The organism is Plectonema radiosum NIES-515 (assembly GCF_025753815.1).
Taxonomy (GTDB): domain Bacteria; phylum Cyanobacteriota; class Cyanobacteriia; order Cyanobacteriales; family Nostocaceae; genus Hassallia; species Hassallia radiosum_A.
In genome coordinates, this window is sequence record NZ_JAOWRF010000321.1 from 1 (window position 1) to 17,555 (window position 17,555).

The 17,555-nt window shown below is 42.6% G+C and carries 16 protein-coding genes; 3 read left to right on the plus strand and 13 right to left on the minus strand.

Annotated features, from left to right (window positions below; genetic code table 11):
* The 12 genes from OGM63_RS22765 to OGM63_RS22820 all read right to left on the minus strand — a co-directional run.
* A partial coding sequence (locus OGM63_RS22765) for an ABC transporter ATP-binding protein (RefSeq protein WP_263747946.1) occupies positions 1-1,400 on the minus strand: 1,400 nt, incomplete at its 3' end.
* Positions 1,401-1,511: 111 nt separating this feature from the next.
* The gene (gene crcB / locus OGM63_RS22770; RefSeq protein WP_263747948.1) at positions 1,512-1,910 is read right to left on the minus strand and encodes a fluoride efflux transporter CrcB; all 399 of its coding nucleotides are present in this window, start codon (positions 1,908-1,910) and stop codon (positions 1,512-1,514) included.
* Between the two features lie 376 nt (positions 1,911-2,286).
* Entirely contained in the window at positions 2,287-3,675 is a 1,389-nt protein-coding gene (locus OGM63_RS22775) for a UDP-glucose dehydrogenase family protein (RefSeq protein ID WP_263747949.1), read from the minus strand.
* A 99-nt stretch (positions 3,676-3,774) separates the two neighbouring features.
* Entirely contained in the window at positions 3,775-4,710 is a 936-nt protein-coding gene (locus OGM63_RS22780; RefSeq protein ID WP_263747950.1) for a UDP-glucuronic acid decarboxylase family protein, read from the minus strand.
* 658 nt (positions 4,711-5,368) lie between these two features.
* Positions 5,369-5,632 (minus strand): type II toxin-antitoxin system VapC family toxin, encoded by a 264-nt coding sequence (locus OGM63_RS22785; protein WP_263747951.1) that lies wholly within the window; start codon positions 5,630-5,632, stop codon positions 5,369-5,371.
* The gene (locus OGM63_RS22790) at positions 5,617-5,847 is read right to left on the minus strand and encodes a type II toxin-antitoxin system Phd/YefM family antitoxin (RefSeq protein WP_263747952.1); all 231 of its coding nucleotides are present in this window, start codon (positions 5,845-5,847) and stop codon (positions 5,617-5,619) included. The genes OGM63_RS22785 and OGM63_RS22790 overlap by 16 nt, the downstream gene beginning before the upstream one ends.
* Positions 5,848-6,059: 212 nt before the next feature.
* A complete protein-coding gene (locus OGM63_RS22795; RefSeq protein ID WP_263747953.1) occupies positions 6,060-8,192 on the minus strand; it encodes a cation:proton antiporter domain-containing protein in 2,133 nt (710 codons plus the stop codon).
* Positions 8,193-8,740: 548 nt separating this feature from the next.
* Entirely contained in the window at positions 8,741-9,397 is a 657-nt protein-coding gene (locus OGM63_RS22800; protein ID WP_263747954.1) for an HAS-barrel domain-containing protein, read from the minus strand.
* Positions 9,398-9,493: 96 nt separating this feature from the next.
* Positions 9,494-9,691: an NAD(P)H dehydrogenase subunit NdhS gene (locus tag OGM63_RS22805; protein WP_263747955.1), complete on the minus strand. Its 198-nt coding sequence runs from the start codon at positions 9,689-9,691 to the stop codon at positions 9,494-9,496.
* A gap of 99 nt (positions 9,692-9,790) precedes the next feature.
* Positions 9,791-11,119: a rod shape-determining protein RodA gene (gene rodA / locus OGM63_RS22810; RefSeq protein ID WP_263747956.1), complete on the minus strand. Its 1,329-nt coding sequence runs from the start codon at positions 11,117-11,119 to the stop codon at positions 9,791-9,793.
* Between the two features lie 104 nt (positions 11,120-11,223).
* A complete protein-coding gene (locus tag OGM63_RS22815; protein WP_263747962.1) occupies positions 11,224-12,294 on the minus strand; it encodes an Mrp/NBP35 family ATP-binding protein in 1,071 nt (356 codons plus the stop codon).
* Between the two features lie 160 nt (positions 12,295-12,454).
* Positions 12,455-12,940, minus strand: a complete 486-nt coding sequence (locus tag OGM63_RS22820) for an SRPBCC family protein (RefSeq protein ID WP_263747957.1) — start codon at positions 12,938-12,940, stop codon at positions 12,455-12,457.
* 450 nt (positions 12,941-13,390) lie between these two features.
* Between OGM63_RS22820 and hemF the strand changes: the two genes are divergently transcribed.
* Both hemF and OGM63_RS22830 read left to right on the plus strand, forming a co-directional pair.
* Positions 13,391-14,437 carry an oxygen-dependent coproporphyrinogen oxidase gene (hemF, locus tag OGM63_RS22825; RefSeq protein WP_318528527.1) on the plus strand — a complete coding sequence of 349 codons (1,047 nt, stop codon included), beginning with the start codon at positions 13,391-13,393 and terminating at the stop codon, positions 14,435-14,437.
* Between the two features lie 393 nt (positions 14,438-14,830).
* On the plus strand, positions 14,831-15,199 hold the full coding sequence (locus OGM63_RS22830) for an STAS domain-containing protein (protein ID WP_263747959.1): 369 nt from the start codon (positions 14,831-14,833) through the stop codon (positions 15,197-15,199).
* Positions 15,200-15,391: 192 nt separating this feature from the next.
* On the opposite strand, the gene OGM63_RS22835 is transcribed toward OGM63_RS22830, so the two are convergent.
* Positions 15,392-16,000 (minus strand): chromophore lyase CpcT/CpeT, encoded by a 609-nt coding sequence (locus tag OGM63_RS22835; protein ID WP_263747960.1) that lies wholly within the window; start codon positions 15,998-16,000, stop codon positions 15,392-15,394.
* Between the two features lie 607 nt (positions 16,001-16,607).
* Between OGM63_RS22835 and psb29 the strand changes: the two genes are divergently transcribed.
* Positions 16,608-17,315: a photosystem II biogenesis protein Psp29 gene (psb29, locus tag OGM63_RS22840; RefSeq protein ID WP_263747961.1), complete on the plus strand. Its 708-nt coding sequence runs from the start codon at positions 16,608-16,610 to the stop codon at positions 17,313-17,315.
* Positions 17,316-17,555: the final 240 nt, after the last annotated feature.

A 17,555-nucleotide genomic window follows, 5' to 3' on the forward strand; every position in this document is an offset into this window, starting at 1 on the left:
AGGCGAAGAATTCTTTCCCCCCTCTCCCTCTCCCCCCCTCTCCCCATCTCCCCAACCGAACTGACTGAAGCAGGTTCAGCGATCGCAACTTGTTCTAAAAAGATTTGTCCGGCTGGTTCGTCGTAGCTATATATTTCGGCATAACGACCCCAATCGATGGCAGTGTTTAGTTGCCGTTGGGCTTCTTCAGGGCTAAAATGATTTTCGAGAATATCCAAAACTAGTTCTTCGGGAATGCGTTGATTGCGTTTCGCTTCTAGGAGACGATAAATTTGCTGTACGAGGCGAATTTTATCAAGTAGTTGCGATCGCACGCAACGTTTGCGTTCGTCGATACCACCAGCAATAAATTCTTCTGCGATTGGGGTGAGGCTAATATCACCTTCTACTAGTTCCACAAAATTCATCAATTTAGCAGCTTCGACAATTGGCAGAATATCATCTACCTCTAGTTGCAATTCTTGTCCTAAACGGTAGAGGTCTCTTTCTTTGCGATCTTCCAAAAGTTCTAAAAGACCAGCTATGGAGCCAATTCTCACCTGGGGCAGTGATTGATTTTTGGGTGGTTCTGCCACTGCTGGGGTAGAGGTGGTAGTGGCTGGTGGTTCAATTGTTTCTAAGTCGGGATTTGTGAGAATTTTATATACTTGATCCACTAAGGCTTGAAAGTTGGGATTTTTGCGATCGCGGTAATGAGGTAAAGTAATAGGTAAATCAGCCCGTATTCTTCCCGGATTGCGTCCTAAAACAATAATCCGATCCGCCAAAATCACCGCTTCTTCAATCCCGTGGGTGACGATTAATATAGCTTGGGTAGGTATTTTTCGCTCTAACCACAAATCTAATAATTCAAAACGCAAGTTTTCTGCTGTCAGCACATCCAAAGCCGAAAATGGCTCATCCATGCATAACAATTCTGGTTCTACCGCTAAAGCTCTGGCAAATCCAACTCGCTGACGCATTCCCCCAGAAAGTTCTTTGGGATAAGCATTTTCAAATCCGTCCAAACCGATAATATCAATCATCCGCAACGCCTTTTCTCGGCGAGAGTCAGATTGTGTTCCTTTTGCCTTTAAACCCAGTTCCACATTTTCGAGTACGGTTAACCAAGGATAAAGGGCAAAGCTTTGAAAAACAATTGCTACTCCTGGATTCAAGCCTACCAGAGGACGATTGTGATATATAACTTCACCCTGAGTTGCGGGAATTAATCCAGCAATCATCCGCATCAAGGTAGATTTCCCTGAACCGGAAGGTCCGAGTAAAGCGACTATTTCCCCTGGATGCAACTCTAGGTTAATATTTTCCAGGATTGCGATTTGCTGACCGTTGGGTTGCCCATAAGATTTATTTACACCTCGTAGAACAATCAAGTGTTCTGTGGTTTTGTTTACAGGCATGGCTTTCCCTCTAAAGCTAACCATCAATTAGAATCTCACACTGAAATTATCTTATGCTCAAAGTGTATGCTCTAACTCTGATTATTTTGTTGTATTTGTCAGGGGATAATTTTATCTCCACCATCGAGCTAAAATCACACCTAATTGAACGCTGATAATTCCTAGTATTGCACTGCCAGCCCAATAGAAAGTTGCTGTTAACATTGTGCTATTACGCAATAAACCGACTGTATCCAAACCGTAAGTTGAGAAAGTTGTGTAAGCGCCTAAAAATCCTGTAGTGACTAACAAACGCACTTCTGGAGAGATTATTGTGACATTATTTAGGGCGAAAGTGGCGAAGAATCCCATCGCCAAACAGCCGCTGATATTGATAAAAAAAGTACCATAGGGAAAACTGACTCCAAAGCGATCGCTAAACCATAAAGTTAGATAATATCGACTTAAAGCACCTGCGATCGCTCCTAAACTAATGGCGATGCAATTGCGAATTTCCGCCTGTTGTAACATTTTTAGTTGCTCGTAAGTATTAAAAATGACCAATAACGTCAAATCCCCCATTTTTTCAACGGGGGATTAACTTCACAATAGATTAAGCCTAGGCAGAATTAGGCTTCTCATACCATGTTCGGGAAATTACTTACTTTTGTAAAGACGTTCCTTTCGTAACGTCTCTACGACGGTAGGTAGGTTTTTATTACTGTTAATTAAACGGACATGATATCAGCCCTAAATTGTTCGCAAAAAATTTGAATTCATATTGGACACGCGAAAGTGAAAATTAACTGTGCGTTACCCAAAACCTTTGTAGAGACGCGAAATTTCGCGTCTCTACATATTTTCCACATCGGTTGTCTATTTAAAATCAGCAACGCCTAAAATCGATTTAGCGTCCAACACCTATATATTGGAATCCAGCCCGTACCATTGTTTCAGGATCGAGGAAGTTACGACCGTCAATCATTACCGCGTGAGACATCAACTTTGCCATTTTGGCATAATCGAGATTGCTGAACTGTTCCCATTCAGTTACCAATACTAAAGCATCACAACCATCTGCAAGGCGTTCGGCGTCGGTTTCAACCAACACACCAGAAAGACCATGACGCATTCCGGTTTGAGAAATAATTGGATCGTATGCTTTAACTTTGGCTCCGAGTCGGTTCAACTGCTCAATCAAGTTGAGTGCGGGAGCGTCGCGCAAATCGTCGGTATCGGGTTTAAATGTCAAACCGAGTAATCCGACAGTTTTACCTTTGAGGATTTTCAGGGCTTGTTGGAGTTTTTCTAGAGCAATCAAGCGCTGACGTTCGTTGACGCTGACGGCAGCTTTCAGCAGTTGAGCTTCATAGCCGTAGTCATCAGCGGTATGAACCAGGGCAGAGACATCTTTCGGGAAGCAAGAACCACCCCAGCCGATACCAGCTTGCAAGAATTTGCTACCAATGCGAGAATCTAAACCGATACCTTTTGCTACTTGGGTAATATCAGCACCAACGCGATCGCAAATATTCGCAACTTCGTTAATAAAACTAATCTTGGTTGCCAAAAAAGCATTAGCAGCATATTTAATCATTTCTGCCGAGCTTAAATCTGTTGCCAATACTGGCACTTGAGGTAAAGATTTATCAGAAGCAAAGTTGCGCTCGACAATTGGGGCATACAATTCTTTCATCATGTCGATCGCTCTTGGAGAGTTACCACCCAAGACAATGCGATCGGGGTTAAAGGTGTCGTACACTGCCGAACCTTCGCGCAAAAACTCTGGATTGCTGACTACATCAAACTCAGATGCATACTCAGGCAATTTTTCTTGACTTGCAGCCCCACCTGCGGTAACTAATGTTTTTTGTTCAGCGATACCATCCATAACAAGCATCCGCACCCAGTCACCTGAGCCAATAGGCACTGTAGATTTGTTGACGATGACTTTATAACCACCGTCAAGATTTGCGCCAATCCCACGGGCTACAGCCTCAACGTATCGGGTATCACTTTCACCAGTGGGTAAGGGTGGTGTTCCCACAGCAATAAACAAAATTTCCCCGTGGCTAACACCTGCACTGATGTCAGTTGTGAATTCAATATTACCTGATTGAATGGCAGACTGCATAATTTCCGATAGTCCCGGCTCGAAAATTGGCGACTGTCCAGACTTCATTAATTTGACTTTTTCTTCGTTATTGTCTACGCAAATTACACTATGTCCAATATGAGCCAAACAAGCGCCTGTTACCAAACCAACGTAGCCAGTACCAATTACACAAACACGCATTTTGTTAATTCCTTACTTTTTTGGGGTTAGTTGTCAAAGAGAAATTTTCACTTTTTCACGCATTCCGTAGTCTAGAATCTATGATTAATAGTTTTTTGACTATTGATTACCTTTGATGCGATCGCGGAAATCTTCTACAGTCAGTTTTAACCCCTCTTGCAGAGGAACGGTAGGTTCCCAATTTAACAAAGTTTTTGCTTTGGTAATATCGGGACGGCGACGACGCGGATCGTCAGAAGGTAAAGGCTCAAATTTTATTTCGGAATCCGGATTTATCAGGGTTTGCACGGCTTGAGCTAATTCTAAGATCGTATATTCACCAGGATTGCCTATATTTACTGGGCCCACGTAGTCACTCTTCATCAACCGTAAAAATCCTTCGATCAAGTCGGAAACGTAGCAGAAACTACGGGTTTGGGAACCATCGCCATATATTGTCAAAGGTTCACCCCGTAAAGCCTGAACGATAAAGTTACTTACTACCCGACCGTCATTTTCTAACATCCGAGGACCATAGGTGTTGAAAATACGGACAACCCGAATATCAACTTTATTTTGTCTGTAGTAGTCAAATGCTAAAGTTTCCGCAACTCGTTTGCCTTCGTCGTAACATGAACGCAGCCCAATCGGATTGACGCTACCTCTATATTCTTCAGTTTGCGGATGAATTTCTGGATCTCCGTACACTTCGCTAGTTGAAGCTAAGAAAAACCGTGCTTTGACACGTTTAGCCAACCCCAGCATATTCAACGTCCCGATCACGTTGGTTTTGACTGTTTTGACTGGATTGTACTGGTAATGTACTGGGGAAGCTGGACAAGCCAGATGATAAATTTGATCCACTTCTAACCGAATTGGTTCGGTGATGTCGTGGCGGATGAGTTCAAAGTATGGATGATTCATCCATTTGAGGATGTTTTGTTTATTACCTGTGTAGAAGTTATCCAAACAGATAACTTCATGCCCATCAGCCATTAGTCTGTCGATCAGATGGGAGCCAAGAAACCCAGCACCGCCTGTCACCAAAATTCTCATAATTTACCAGTTATTTACATAGGGATTGCAAAATGCGCTCGCGCCTGTTTTTAGAGTACCCAGCCTGATAATAAAAATAGAGCACTTCCACGGGTAACTAAAAAGTATTTTTATCGGCGATTTACTTCTAGGTGCAATCAAGCAGTTGATTACTTCACAATTCACTTAGCAAAATAACAAAGATTGGTAGCGTAATCTGGGCTTTTAGGCAATACTTTACAAAATCTTTAAAAATATAAAGTTTTGAAACTAGGGAATAGGGATTAGGGACTAGTAGTCAACCAGAGCAACTTTGCGCTTGTGATACCGATAATTGGTAAGCTACCTCAAGACGGCGGTAGATTTTGCAAAGCCGAGGTTGGATTTAGTAGATATTTATTGCTGGGAGGCTGACGTTATGCTCTAGTTACATAGAAATACTGATGAAAATATAACCTGCTTAGGCACAGACCAAGAGCGAACTTGACTCAACGTAACAGGAATGATGTGGCTGACATCAATCGTAAATCGATATTTTAAGTTAATGGCAGAATCAAGATATTTTTGATGATGCTGTGATAAATTCTGGCACTAAATGCGATCGCCACAACTCACGCTTTCACTTTTAGCGCGATCTTCCAATTGGATAATCACTTCGATGTTCCATTTTCCTTGGAATTTACCAAATTACTAGAGAATAGAAATTAGCTATTTTTCGATCAGATGTAATAATGGAAGCTTCGTTTTTTTTGGCAACAGCTACCACTACTCTATCTACTGGGTCTCGATGTTCCCATTCTAGTTTGACACTCTCTAGCCAAATTTCTTCATCAATTGGAATAATCCGAATAACATCTGACTTTTTTAGAACTGTTTTGTCTGGATCTAAACTCCACCAGATGAGAGCGCACGTATCAAGGACTATTTTTATACTTCCTGCCATTCTTCAGTAGTTGGGGTAGTTAAATCTTCAAAATACTTAACTTTACCGCGCATATTCTGAAATAATTCTGCGGTTGAAGGAGGGTTTTCGTACTGAGAAATTTTCACAACAGGTTTATTTCCATCAGTCACTAAAATTTCTTCACCTTCTAATTCTACAAGTTGCAGAAATTCTAGTAATTTTTCTTTTAATTGATTCTTGTCAACTGTTTTCATACTCTTAGTTTTTGTTTGTGGTTATTAATGCTGTTGGCGAAAGGGCTAATACTTTATATTATCTCAACAAAAGCATAAGGCATTAAAGAGTCAAGCGATCGCCCCAAATCGCCCTTCTATTGGATAATCACAAGATGCTTTTAGGGATTATGGACTAGGTAAGAAGGTTGTTTACTATTTCCCATTTTCCAGTCCCCAGTAAAGAGTCCCCATTACACAGCAGATGTAGTATTGGGAACTGCTGCTGTAGGCAAAACTACTGTGGGATTGCGTTCTGGTTCGCCAAGCATGACGATAGAGCAGGTGAGTTGTCTGGCTAACTGGGTAGTGACATCACTAATGGCTAATCCACCAGGGCTGGTGCGGTTACGTATAAAAGGTAATACTACTAAATCATATAATCGCGCTGCTTGCAAAATTGCTTGGGCAACGTTTTCATGGGCAATGATTTGAACTTCTGGGGGATTGGGCAAAGCTAATTTAGATACTAATAAGCTAAGTTGCGATCGCCTAGAAGCGATTTTACTGGAACTAGTGCGGCGATCGCATACATTCAAAACGGTAACTTGCGCTTGATTTGCTTCTGCTAACATGATCGCAAATTGAACGGGGTGCAATGACGGTGCCATCAGGTTTTCTAGTGGCACTAAAATTCGTTGAATTTTTCTCGGTGATTCTACTAAACGTGTCACTGCTACCGGACAATGAGATGCCCAGAGAACGCTGTCAATCACATTGCCAAATAAACGTGCTCTCAGCCCAGTCCGCTTACCCCAACCCATAACAATTAAACTAGCTTTTTGTTCGCGAGCAGCTCTGCTGATCCCCTGAGCAAAAGCATCATCAATTCGCAGCAATGGTTCTGCTTCTACGCTGAATACTTGACTTTGAGCGGTGGCTTTGGAAAGTAAGCGTTCACTACGTTGCAGAGAAATTTCTAATTGTGGTGCATCCATGTGAGCCGCCGAGTTAGCGATCGCTAACGGTATAATTCTACCATTTTCCTGACGCGCTAATAATGCCGCCATTTCAATCAAATATTGCTGAGTTTGCGGATTGTAAACAGGTACGACTATAGTAAAATTACTGTGTTTTTTATCTATATTTTGATAGGGTGGTGTTGTAATTGTGTGCTCCTCAACAGATGATGAAGCTAAACCAGCAGCAAGCCGACTGGTAATCAACGGTCCTAGGGTTGATGTCACCAGCATTAAGACAATGACACTATTTAATACCCCTATTGGTAACAACTCTGCCCGATATCCGACTAATGTTGCCGCTAATGTCGCACCCACTTGGGGTAGACTCAGCGACCACATCATTAACATTTCTTGCCAGTTATAGCGGTAAACTAGTTTTGCTAAAAAAGCGGCGAGAAATTTGCTGAAAAATAAACCAATTACAATAAATAGGGTTAGCTTCAGGGTGCTCAAGTTGCTGACAGCTGGCAAATTAATTAATGAGCCAAGGTGAACAAAGAAAATAGGAATGAACAGCACGCTACCAACGAACATTACCTTTTCTTTGACTGGTCCAGAAGCGAGGACACCATTTACCGCCAAACCGGCTAAAAAGGCTCCAACGATTTTTTCTACTCCGATTAATTGAGCACCTACAGCGGCAAGAAATACGCAAAGCAATACAAATAAAAATTGGTTTCCCTCATCGTCTCCAGAACGCCGAAAAAATTCTTTACCTGCCCAATCAAAGCCGACTAATACAACGACTAAGTAAATAATTAAGGAATTAAATAAAGTTATTAGCCCCCAATAGCTGAATTGTTTAGCATGAACGGCTATACACAGAGATAACACTAGCAGTCCGCCAATGTTAGTAAAAATTGTGGCTCCAATGGTGACGCTGACGGCTTGATTTTTGACTATTCCTAGACGATTGATCAGCGGATATGCCAACAAAGTGTAAGAAGCTAACAAAGAGCCAATTAATATCGAAGCATTGCTGCTAAAGCCAAAAATGTGCCCGATTAATGTTCCTAAGGCTAGGGGGATAAAGAAGGTAAAGCTGCCAAATCCAAAAGAACGGCTTTTCTGACGCCGGAATTGTTCTAAGTCAATTTCTAACCCCGCGATAAACATCAAGTAGACTAACCCGATATCTGATAGCAAATTGATAGTTGGCGAATCAGGCTGAAATACATTCCAACCTGATGGACCAAGTACTACCCCCGAAAAAACCAAACCTACTAATCCGGGTAGTCTTAGCCGCTCAAATAGAATCGGTACGACTAAGATAACCACTAATAAAATGGCAAAGGGAACAATTGGTTCGTTGCCGAGAACTTGGTTTGTCGGTTCTAAAGCAAGAACTTGGGAGATGAGTTCCATAGGTAGGACTTGTATGTTCGCAAGCTTGGTGAAGCGAAAATTGCCCCAAGGCAATTGTTTGCTGTGAAAATAAATCAATCATCCACCCTGGAGAAATTGAAAAAGTCAGAAAATTTGACTTACCTTCTGGGGAGGGGGTTCATGGGTTCATGAAAAAAGGGGAAAGAAAGAAGAAGTTATTAGGACTTAGACACGCTCTCAAATAGGACATCATGTGTATGAACCGAGTTTAGTCGTTCCAGGATGGATGACAATCACCAAAATATGGGTAGCGATCGCCTAAATATCGTCAAAAAATCAGGTTTTAATGCCTTAAATGCATACTACATATTTGGTATTTTCTGTCAATGCGTAAGCCATAGTTATTTAAAACACGCATAAAAATTTTTCCTTTTCTTTCCCCTTTCCCCTTTCCCCTTTCCCATGAACCCCCTCTTCATGAATTCGGGTGGGGTCGCAATCCCCACTCAATTTCTTTCCCATGAACCCATGAACCCATGAACCCCCTCTTCATGACAGAAGTTGAGGCGATCGCCTATGCTAACTATCTATGGGTGGATTTGGCTGAGGATAAATCGCAAGCGATCGTAATCGTCTTTGAGCAGCACACTTAAGGTTCTACCGGCTTTGATTAACCATTGCCGATCGGCTTTGCGTAACTGGTACACTTCTCTAACCGCAGCAGCGGTTAATGAGTCTACTGGTGCACCGTTGACAAAAAGCAATGTCCGCAAAAAATCTAGCTCTTCAGTGAATTTAACGATCGCTTCTGGTTCGCACCGATAAACAGCTTGATGAATTTGTGGCGGACGCGGTGGTAGATACTGATACACTCGATTCTGAGAACTTATGCTGCCAGATGGCTGTTCAAATCCGACGATCGCTGCCCGAAACTCCGTTTTCAGCATGGCGAATATCTGGGGTTGTTCCTCTCGCAAATCTTGCAAAGACAACCCTAAGGCTCTTGCTCTGTGTACGGAATCTATGGGCGATGTTGTTGCATAATACACCAACCCATAAACTTGATTGCCCGATTCTTCATCCACAGAACAAACCCAGCTACCGAATGGTGGCATGGGTGGAAAGCTCAAATCTTCAGGTTCCAGACACTGTGCCAAAAATTCGGTAGTAGTAGTTTCGATCACCTCCGCAATGTGGTTGGGGTGGCGATCGCAATAAGCAAACTGTGGTAAAGGAAGGCGCATAGTAGTGCTGAGTTATGAGTTATGAGTTATGAGTTATGAGTTATGAGTTCTCTTAACTCCTCACTCCGTTCCTCCTAACCCCTAACTAACGTGCGTTTATTTCGCTTTTTTTCGTCCGGCAGTGGTTTCTACAACAGCCAATTCGCTGAGTCGAAAGGTAACTAACTTATCCCAGTTACCACCTTCAAACAGTACGGCTACCTTGCCATCACTCACCCGTTGCACGAGTCCCTCAAAGCGATAATAAGTATCTGCGGGATTCTTGACACAAACAGTCGCTCCTGGCAGGATCATGATTTTAACCTCGCTTGTTTCCTTTTAATAGCTTAATACTTCTAAGCAGTCCATAGTCAAAAGTCTATTGACCCTTGACCCTTGACCCTTGACCCTTGACTAATATCTCTGCCTCTGTTGACGAAAATTCGCGACTGATTCTACTAGTCCCAAGGCGATGAAGTTGCTCAACATGGCAGAACGACCGTAACTCATCCAAGGTAGGGGAATCCCTGCCACTGGTGCTAAACCAACCGTCATGCCTACATTAACAATCACCTGAAAGACGATCATCGACAAAACGCCAATAGCCAACAACGAGCCAAAATTATCTTTGGCGGTTTGAGCAATATGTAATAATCGCAGACAAATAAAGCATAAGACAACCAGCAATAGCAAACAACCAATCAAACCGAATTCTTCACCTACCGCAGAGAATATAAAGTCTGTATGCTGTTCGGGAACGAAATTGAGTTGAGTCATCGGACCCTTATTTAGTCCCCATCCCCAAATTCCTCCAGCACCAATGGCAATGCGAGATTGAATTAGGTGATATCCTGTTCCGAGGGGATCGCCATCGGGATTGAGAAATGAGGTGATCCGACCTTTTTGATAATCTTTCAATATATGGTTCCAGACGAAGACACCGATTTCGCCACCTAGCATGTTCAAAACCCATGCACTGATGCCGCTAATACCAAATCGACGCCAGGGGAGAGTCAAAAAGCCTAGTACACCCATAGCGACTGACCAAATTAATCCTAAAGGTCCTAAAGATACTTGGTCAAACAAAACTATCGGTGCTGAAAGGGGCCAAGGTGTACTAAAGAGAATCGCCGCGACGATGGGAGAAATCATTAGTATTAACCAGCCTGGATTAGCATTTGCCCAGTACAACATCCCTAAAACGATCGCCCCAAATACCAGTGATGTTGCCAAATCAGGTTGTATAAATACTAATGCCCAAGGAATGGCAGTAATTGCCAAAGCGCGGAAAACGTTATCTATTTGAGAAGCGCTGCGCTTGTGTAACAAAGCCGCTAGGGTGATGATTAACCCGATTTTGGCAAATTCCGAGGGTTGTATGGGAACACCTGCGATACTAACCCAGCGTTGTGCTCCTTTGGCTGCGTGACCAGCTACCATCACGGCGATCAAGCTGACATTGGTTATTGTATAAGTGATCCAGTGCCACTGAATCAAATTTTCGTAGCGGATGCGGGCAAGGATCAGGGCTATTACGGTACCAATGCCACCCATCAGCCAGTGCCACCACCAGTCTGTGAGTCCTTGGTTCAATTCGGTACTTTTGATCATAATGCCACCAAATATAGTGATGGCGATTGGTAAGCCAAGTAACAGCCAGTCTGTTTGCTGCCAGGGTTTAACCCATTGCTGCCAGCGAATTTTTGACGCGGACTTTTTGGAGAGCGACCTTTTTAACAACATTGATTGTGTGATTTTAGACTTGAGGTTTTAGATTTTAAATTTAGTCAGCACTTGAAATCTGTATTCCCCGGTTGGGGATGGGGAACCAGACGAAAATTTAAATTCTATGTTAAGGCAGCAACTGACACTTTGCCGGCGATGGTGAGGGCGATCGCATACAATGCTTTTGCACTAGCTGAATCTGGTTCCCCGACAACAATCGGCACACCGCTATCACCCCCAACTCGCGTACAAATCTCTAGGGGGACGCACCCCAGCAATGGCACACCCAACTCGGCAGCAGTTTTCTCACCACCACCGGAACCAAAGATGTCATATTGCTTATCTGGCATATCTGGGGGTATAAAATAACTCATATTTTCCACTATCCCCAAAATTGGCACGTTCATCTGCTGAAACATCCGCAAGCCTTTACGAGAATCTAACAAAGCTACGTTTTGCGGTGTGGTGACAATTACTGCCCCTGCCATTGGCACAGCTTGTGTCAAAGTTAACTGGGCATCCCCCGTACCTGGTGGCATATCCACAATTAAATAATCGAGTTCTCCCCATTCCACTTGATAGAGAAATTGGCGAATCACTCCATTCAGCATTGGTCCGCGCCAAATCACTGGCTGATCTCGGTCAATTAAAAAGCCCATTGAAACTAACTTGACGCCGTGATTAAAAGCAGGTTCCAGGATTTCGCCTTTTTCACCAGGACGGACAGTAATTTGGGCATCACTCAGTCCTAGCATGGTGGGATCGTTGGGACCGTAAATATCAGCATCAAGTAAGCCAACTTTTGCCCCGGTTTGCGCTAATGCTACCGCCACATTCACAGCTACCGTACTTTTACCTACACCACCTTTGCCGCTAGAAATGGCGATAATGTTTTTGACACCACTAATGCCAGTGCGGTCAGGTAAGCTTTTTTGCTGAGGTGTTTCTGCTGTGACTTCTACAGCTATATCTGTAACACCGGGCAGTTTTTTTACGGCTCTTTTGCAATCATCAACGATAAATTCACGTAGGGGACAGGCGGGTGTCGTTAATACTAAAGTGAAGCTGACTTTGCCGGCGTCAATTTTGACGTTGCGAATCATGTTGAGTTCTACCAGACTTTTGCGAAGTTCTGGGTCTTCCACGGGTCGCAGCACATTTAGAACCGACTGAGCATCGAGGACATCATACATCGTGTTTTCACCCTTGCGGCTGTAATAAATATGAAGCAAATAATTTTTATTTTTCTATTTGCATCTTAACTTTATGGAGGTATTGCTAGTTGATGATTGTTAGTTGGAGCGTGGATGGTTGATGGTTGTTATTTGACGGTTATCGACTAACCACTATCCACTATCCACCAGCTGGCAATCCTGCCTTTTCTACAGCATCAACTAAAGCGCGGGCTACGCGATCGCTATAGGGACGGGAAAACGACCAAATCAGAGGCGATAACCAACCACGTAGGGTGACAGAATAAGATAAACAAGTGCCACAAACTGTGGACTCTAGTTGATAAGTCACTCGTTCTTCTATACCAGGAATCGCCAACACACGTACAGTTAAAAGTTCTCTGGGATTGACGCGCTCGACAAAAATGCGGATAGGAATCGGTGACAAGCGTGTTACTGCTTGATAAATCAATCCGGGTTTGGGTACTAATCCGTAGGGTACGTTGGTACTCTTGAGCATTGGATGCCACGAAACGTCTGCTAAATCTACTACCTTTTGCCATAGTTCGTCTGGTGAAGCAGAACTAATTTCTCGATACGTTCGCACCAGAGAAGCACAAAACAGACGCCGTTTGCGGTGGATAAATTTGGACAACCAAGCTTGCATTTTTCTAATCCTCTTGCTGGCTACACATCTGGTTGGGGCACGCTCGCATTGGGCAATGGGAATAAAAAGAAGCTAGACGTATTTCACAAAGGGACAATGCCCCATGCCCTATGCCCCATGCCCTATGCCCGTTTATATGTTTATTTTTTTGTACGCCCTATGCCCCTACACACAATCTCAAAGTAATATCTTTTAATTGCAACTTGGTATCACACTTAAATGTTCACATAAATTAAGCATAAAAAACTTAGTCGATATACAAGCCTATACGCATTTGAGGGACAATATCTTTAGTTATACCCACGTTTGGTGGGTGAATGCTCTCCTTGTAAAGCTATACAAGCAATTGCGATTTGAGTCGGTTTTTTTGGCGCGTATTGCCTGCAAATGTTTAAGTTGAGAGATTTGTTGCACGGAATTGAAATTGTAATTTAGGTTGCTGAATTTATGATGTTGACCAACTCGCTTCATCGCCAAACCGAATCATCTAAGTCTTTACCGCCAACTGACGCTAAAGTTAGGGTGAGTCAGTTTATGAAACAGTTGCAGGACAAAATTGCTCAAACCCTAGAAGACTTAGATGGTGTGGGTAAGTTCCAACAAGATAGTTGGGAACGTCCTGAAGGAGGTGGAGGGCGATCGCGTGTGATGCGTGAGGGTGCAATATTTGAACAAGCTGGTGTGGGTTTTTCCGAAGTTTGGGGAGATCACCTACCACCTTCTATTTTAACCCAACGCCCAGACGCAGAAGGACACCGTTGGTATGCTACGGGTACTTCAATGGTGCTACATCCTCGCAATCCTTATGTACCCACCGTTCACCTAAATTATCGTTATTTTGAAGCAGGTCCGGTGTGGTGGTTTGGTGGTGGTGCGGATTTAACTCCTTTTTACCCATTCGCTGAAGATGCAGCACATTTTCATCAAACTATCAAAGGAGCATGTGATCAGCATCACTCAGAGTATTATCAAGTGTTTAAACGCTGGTGTGATGAATATTTCTACCTCAAGCACCGTGGGGAAACGCGGGGTATAGGTGGTCTATTTTTTGATTACCAACACGGTGAAGGTGAGTTATATCGCGGTCCCCAGCCTGATGGTGAAGCGGCTATTTACAGCAATCAGGTAGGTGCGCCAGAACCACGCACTTGGGAAGAATTATTTACTTTTGTGCAAAATTGTGGTAATGCATTTTTACCATCTTACGTGCCAATTGTCGAACGGCGACATAATACAGAATATGGCGATCGCCAACGGAATTTTCAACTTTATCGTCGGGGTCGGTATGTAGAATTTAACTTGGTTTATGACCGAGGCACTATTTTTGGTCTGCAAACCAACGGACGCACCGAATCTATTCTCATGTCTTTACCTCCCCTGGTACGCTGGGAATACGGCTATCAGCCAGAACCTAATTCCCCCGAAGCCCAATTGTCCGAAACCTTCCTCAAACCTCAAGATTGGGCAAACTGGACAGCAAACCACAGCGTTGACTAATCAAGTGCTCAGTCCTGATTTCTCAGGACTGAGAATGAATAATTCAGACTTTTCTCTCAAGTCAAGATGTCTTTGAGAAAAAATCTTGACTCAAAACTGATGACTATTTTCTCCTCAGCACTTCATTCCTCAGCACTGTTTTGGTGAGTTAAACTACTATCATAGAAAGCACTTAGCAAAAAAAAGTGACACTTTTGGCTGTTGCTTGTTAATCTCAAGCATAAGCATTGGACGTTTTTCTCAATTGGTGAGCCAACTATTTCACTATGAGCTTCTAAACTGTGTATCAGTAGCAAGGTGATAAAGATTACTGGAAAATAATCTTTTGGCTCACAAGTCCAACGCTAAACACAGCCGATGTCAATTTGACAAAAGTGCCAACGGGAGGCGAGCGTGATTCATATAGATCAAAAAAGTTATACAACTCAAGATGGCAATACCGTTATTGTCTTAACTCCATCCGGTCGCCTAGATATTACCACAGCTTGGCAATTTCGCTTGAAGTTACAGGAATGTATCTCTAAACTAAGTCGTCATGTAGTTGTTAATCTCGGTCAGGTGAATTTTATTGATAGTTCTGGTCTCACATCTTTAGTCGCGGGGATGCGTGATGCTGATAAAGTCAAAGGTAGTTTCCGTATCTGTAATGTACATCCAGAAGCAAAACTGGTATTTGAAGTGACGATGATGGATACAGTCTTTGAAATCTTTGAAACTGAAGAGGAAGCTTTAGAAGGTGTACCTCGCAGCATCGCTAGTTAAAAAAAGAAGTTAGGAGTGATCTGAAAAAAGTTAAGAGTTAAAAGTGAGGAGTGAGGAGTTAATTAAAAAACTCATAACGAAAGCTCCTCATAACTCATAACTCATAACTCATAACTCATAACTCATAACTCATAACTCATAACTCATAACTCATAACTCATAACTCATAACTCATAACTCATAACTCATAACTCATAACTCATAACTCATAACTGCCGATCGCTTGGTGTAGCGATAGGGACCCATAATCGCTCCCCAAGTCGCTTTTCCTGTTTCTGGGTCAATTCCTTTGTCGTAGCTATAAAATTCGTCCTTAGTGGCTTCAAAACCTAAGGAAACTTGGATGGTATTGCCATTATAAGTAAAGCAGCAGCGAGCCTCAGGCGGTGCAGTAGCTATAAATTTGTAGCAATTGGGACTTATTTCTTCTTGAGTAACACAAAGAATGCAACCCGGTAATAAATTTAATTGGTCTGGTGTCAGGGTATTTAGTAAAGCGGGGTTTTGACCAGCGCATTTTAAGGCATCTGGATTTTTCGGCATATAATATTGGACTTGGATAGCATCAGCGTCAGGCTTTTGGTGTAACCGCATAATTCGCTGACGGTAAGGCTGATCTAATTTCAGAATATTAGCTTGTTCAGCAAACAGGGTAAAACTGTCTTCTGAAAATAAAGCAACAGGTCTTTGCCACATACGCAGATGAACATACCAAACTGGATCAGCGATCGCTTGAGCGCGATTATCAAATTCACCAGCCAAATATTCAGCTAAGGCAGTTAATTGTGGCGATAAGCTCATATTGATGCACAATTATGAAGTATCATAATTTTTACATAGTTTTGTCCGGCTAATGATTTCCAACTCTTGTGGTGTGTTAAAAGATAATTTTACTACCGCTATTCATCAAGCAGCCAATACCTATGTAAACCTCAACGGGAGCAAAGTTGCCGTGAAGCGAGAGCTAGATTAAATCGTCAAATTCTTGGCTAAAGTTATTCATGTTTGCTCAACGTGAGTGACAGTTGACAGCGTTATAAATTGCTGGTAATTTGGAATTGGTGCCGAAAACCAAGGCCTAATTATCCGGTTTGTAAACCGCAGTTCTGTCAAAACTGACCAGCCTGTTACAAGGTCGAACGGGAAGTCCACGTTTCGTTAAATTGGTTGAAAATAGTGGCTGACTCATGGCTAAAAGCTTCAGTATGTGATGAAGAAGTGGAATACCAAGCATAGGCTCGGCTAGAGCCGAATTGACGCCTGGGGACTGTTGTAGCCGTCTACCTTGGTGGAAGCAGGAAGCAAACCCTCTAGAAATATTCATTTCTAGTTGAATGGTGAGGCTTGAATAAGTTTAACCAAGTTTTGTGTAGCAGAATAAAGATACGTCGCCCAAAAGATTTTCTTTGTGAATAACCTCCGTACTGTCTCTGATACAAAGCGAACATTCTATAACCGCCACACGCGCCCGATAAATACGATTTATCGTCGAGTGGTGGAAGAACTGATGGTAGAAATGCATCTGCTATCGGTAAACGCTGATTTTAGCTACAATCCAATTTATGCCTTGGGCGTCGTCACTACATTCGACCGCTTCATGCAAGGCTATCTGCCAGAACAAGATAAAGAGTCAATTTTTAATGCCCTGTGTCAGGCTATAGAGGAAGATCCGCAACGTTATAGACAAGATGCACACCGTTTGCAAGCTTTAGCGCAAAGCTCTGCATCCAAAGATTTAATTGGGTGGTTAAGCCAAACGACTCATTTAGATCGAGATGCTGACTTAGCTGAACAACTGATTGCGATCGCTAACAATGCCAATTTTAAATATAGCCGTTTGTTTGCGATCGGTTTATTTTCTTTATTAGAACTGTCAGATCCAGAATTAGTCAAAGATGAAAAACAGCGCATTGAAGCACTGAAAACCGTTGCAAGTGGCTTGCATTTATCCGATGACAAACTCACTAAAGATTTGGATCTATACCGTTCCAATCTAGATAAAATGGCCCAAGCACTAATTGTGATGGCAGATATGCTTGCAGCCGATCGCAAAAAACGCGAACAGCGTTTACAGCAATCAACAACTAAAGTTGCTCCTCCATCTACAAACGAATAGTTACAAATTCAAAGTTAGCATTTATAAAGTGATGAGTGATGAGTCATGAGTTATTAATAACTTCTAACTTTTAATTCCGCTCCTCCAAACTCCAAACTTTATATCCCTAATAAAAAGATGTTTGAATCTTAAGTAGTTATCTGTAAGTTAGCAGAAATTTTTTGCCAAGCAAGATTAATTCTGTATATCTTTAGGTTTTGGGAAATAGGGAAGATGAGGGGGGGACGGGGGGAAAGAAGA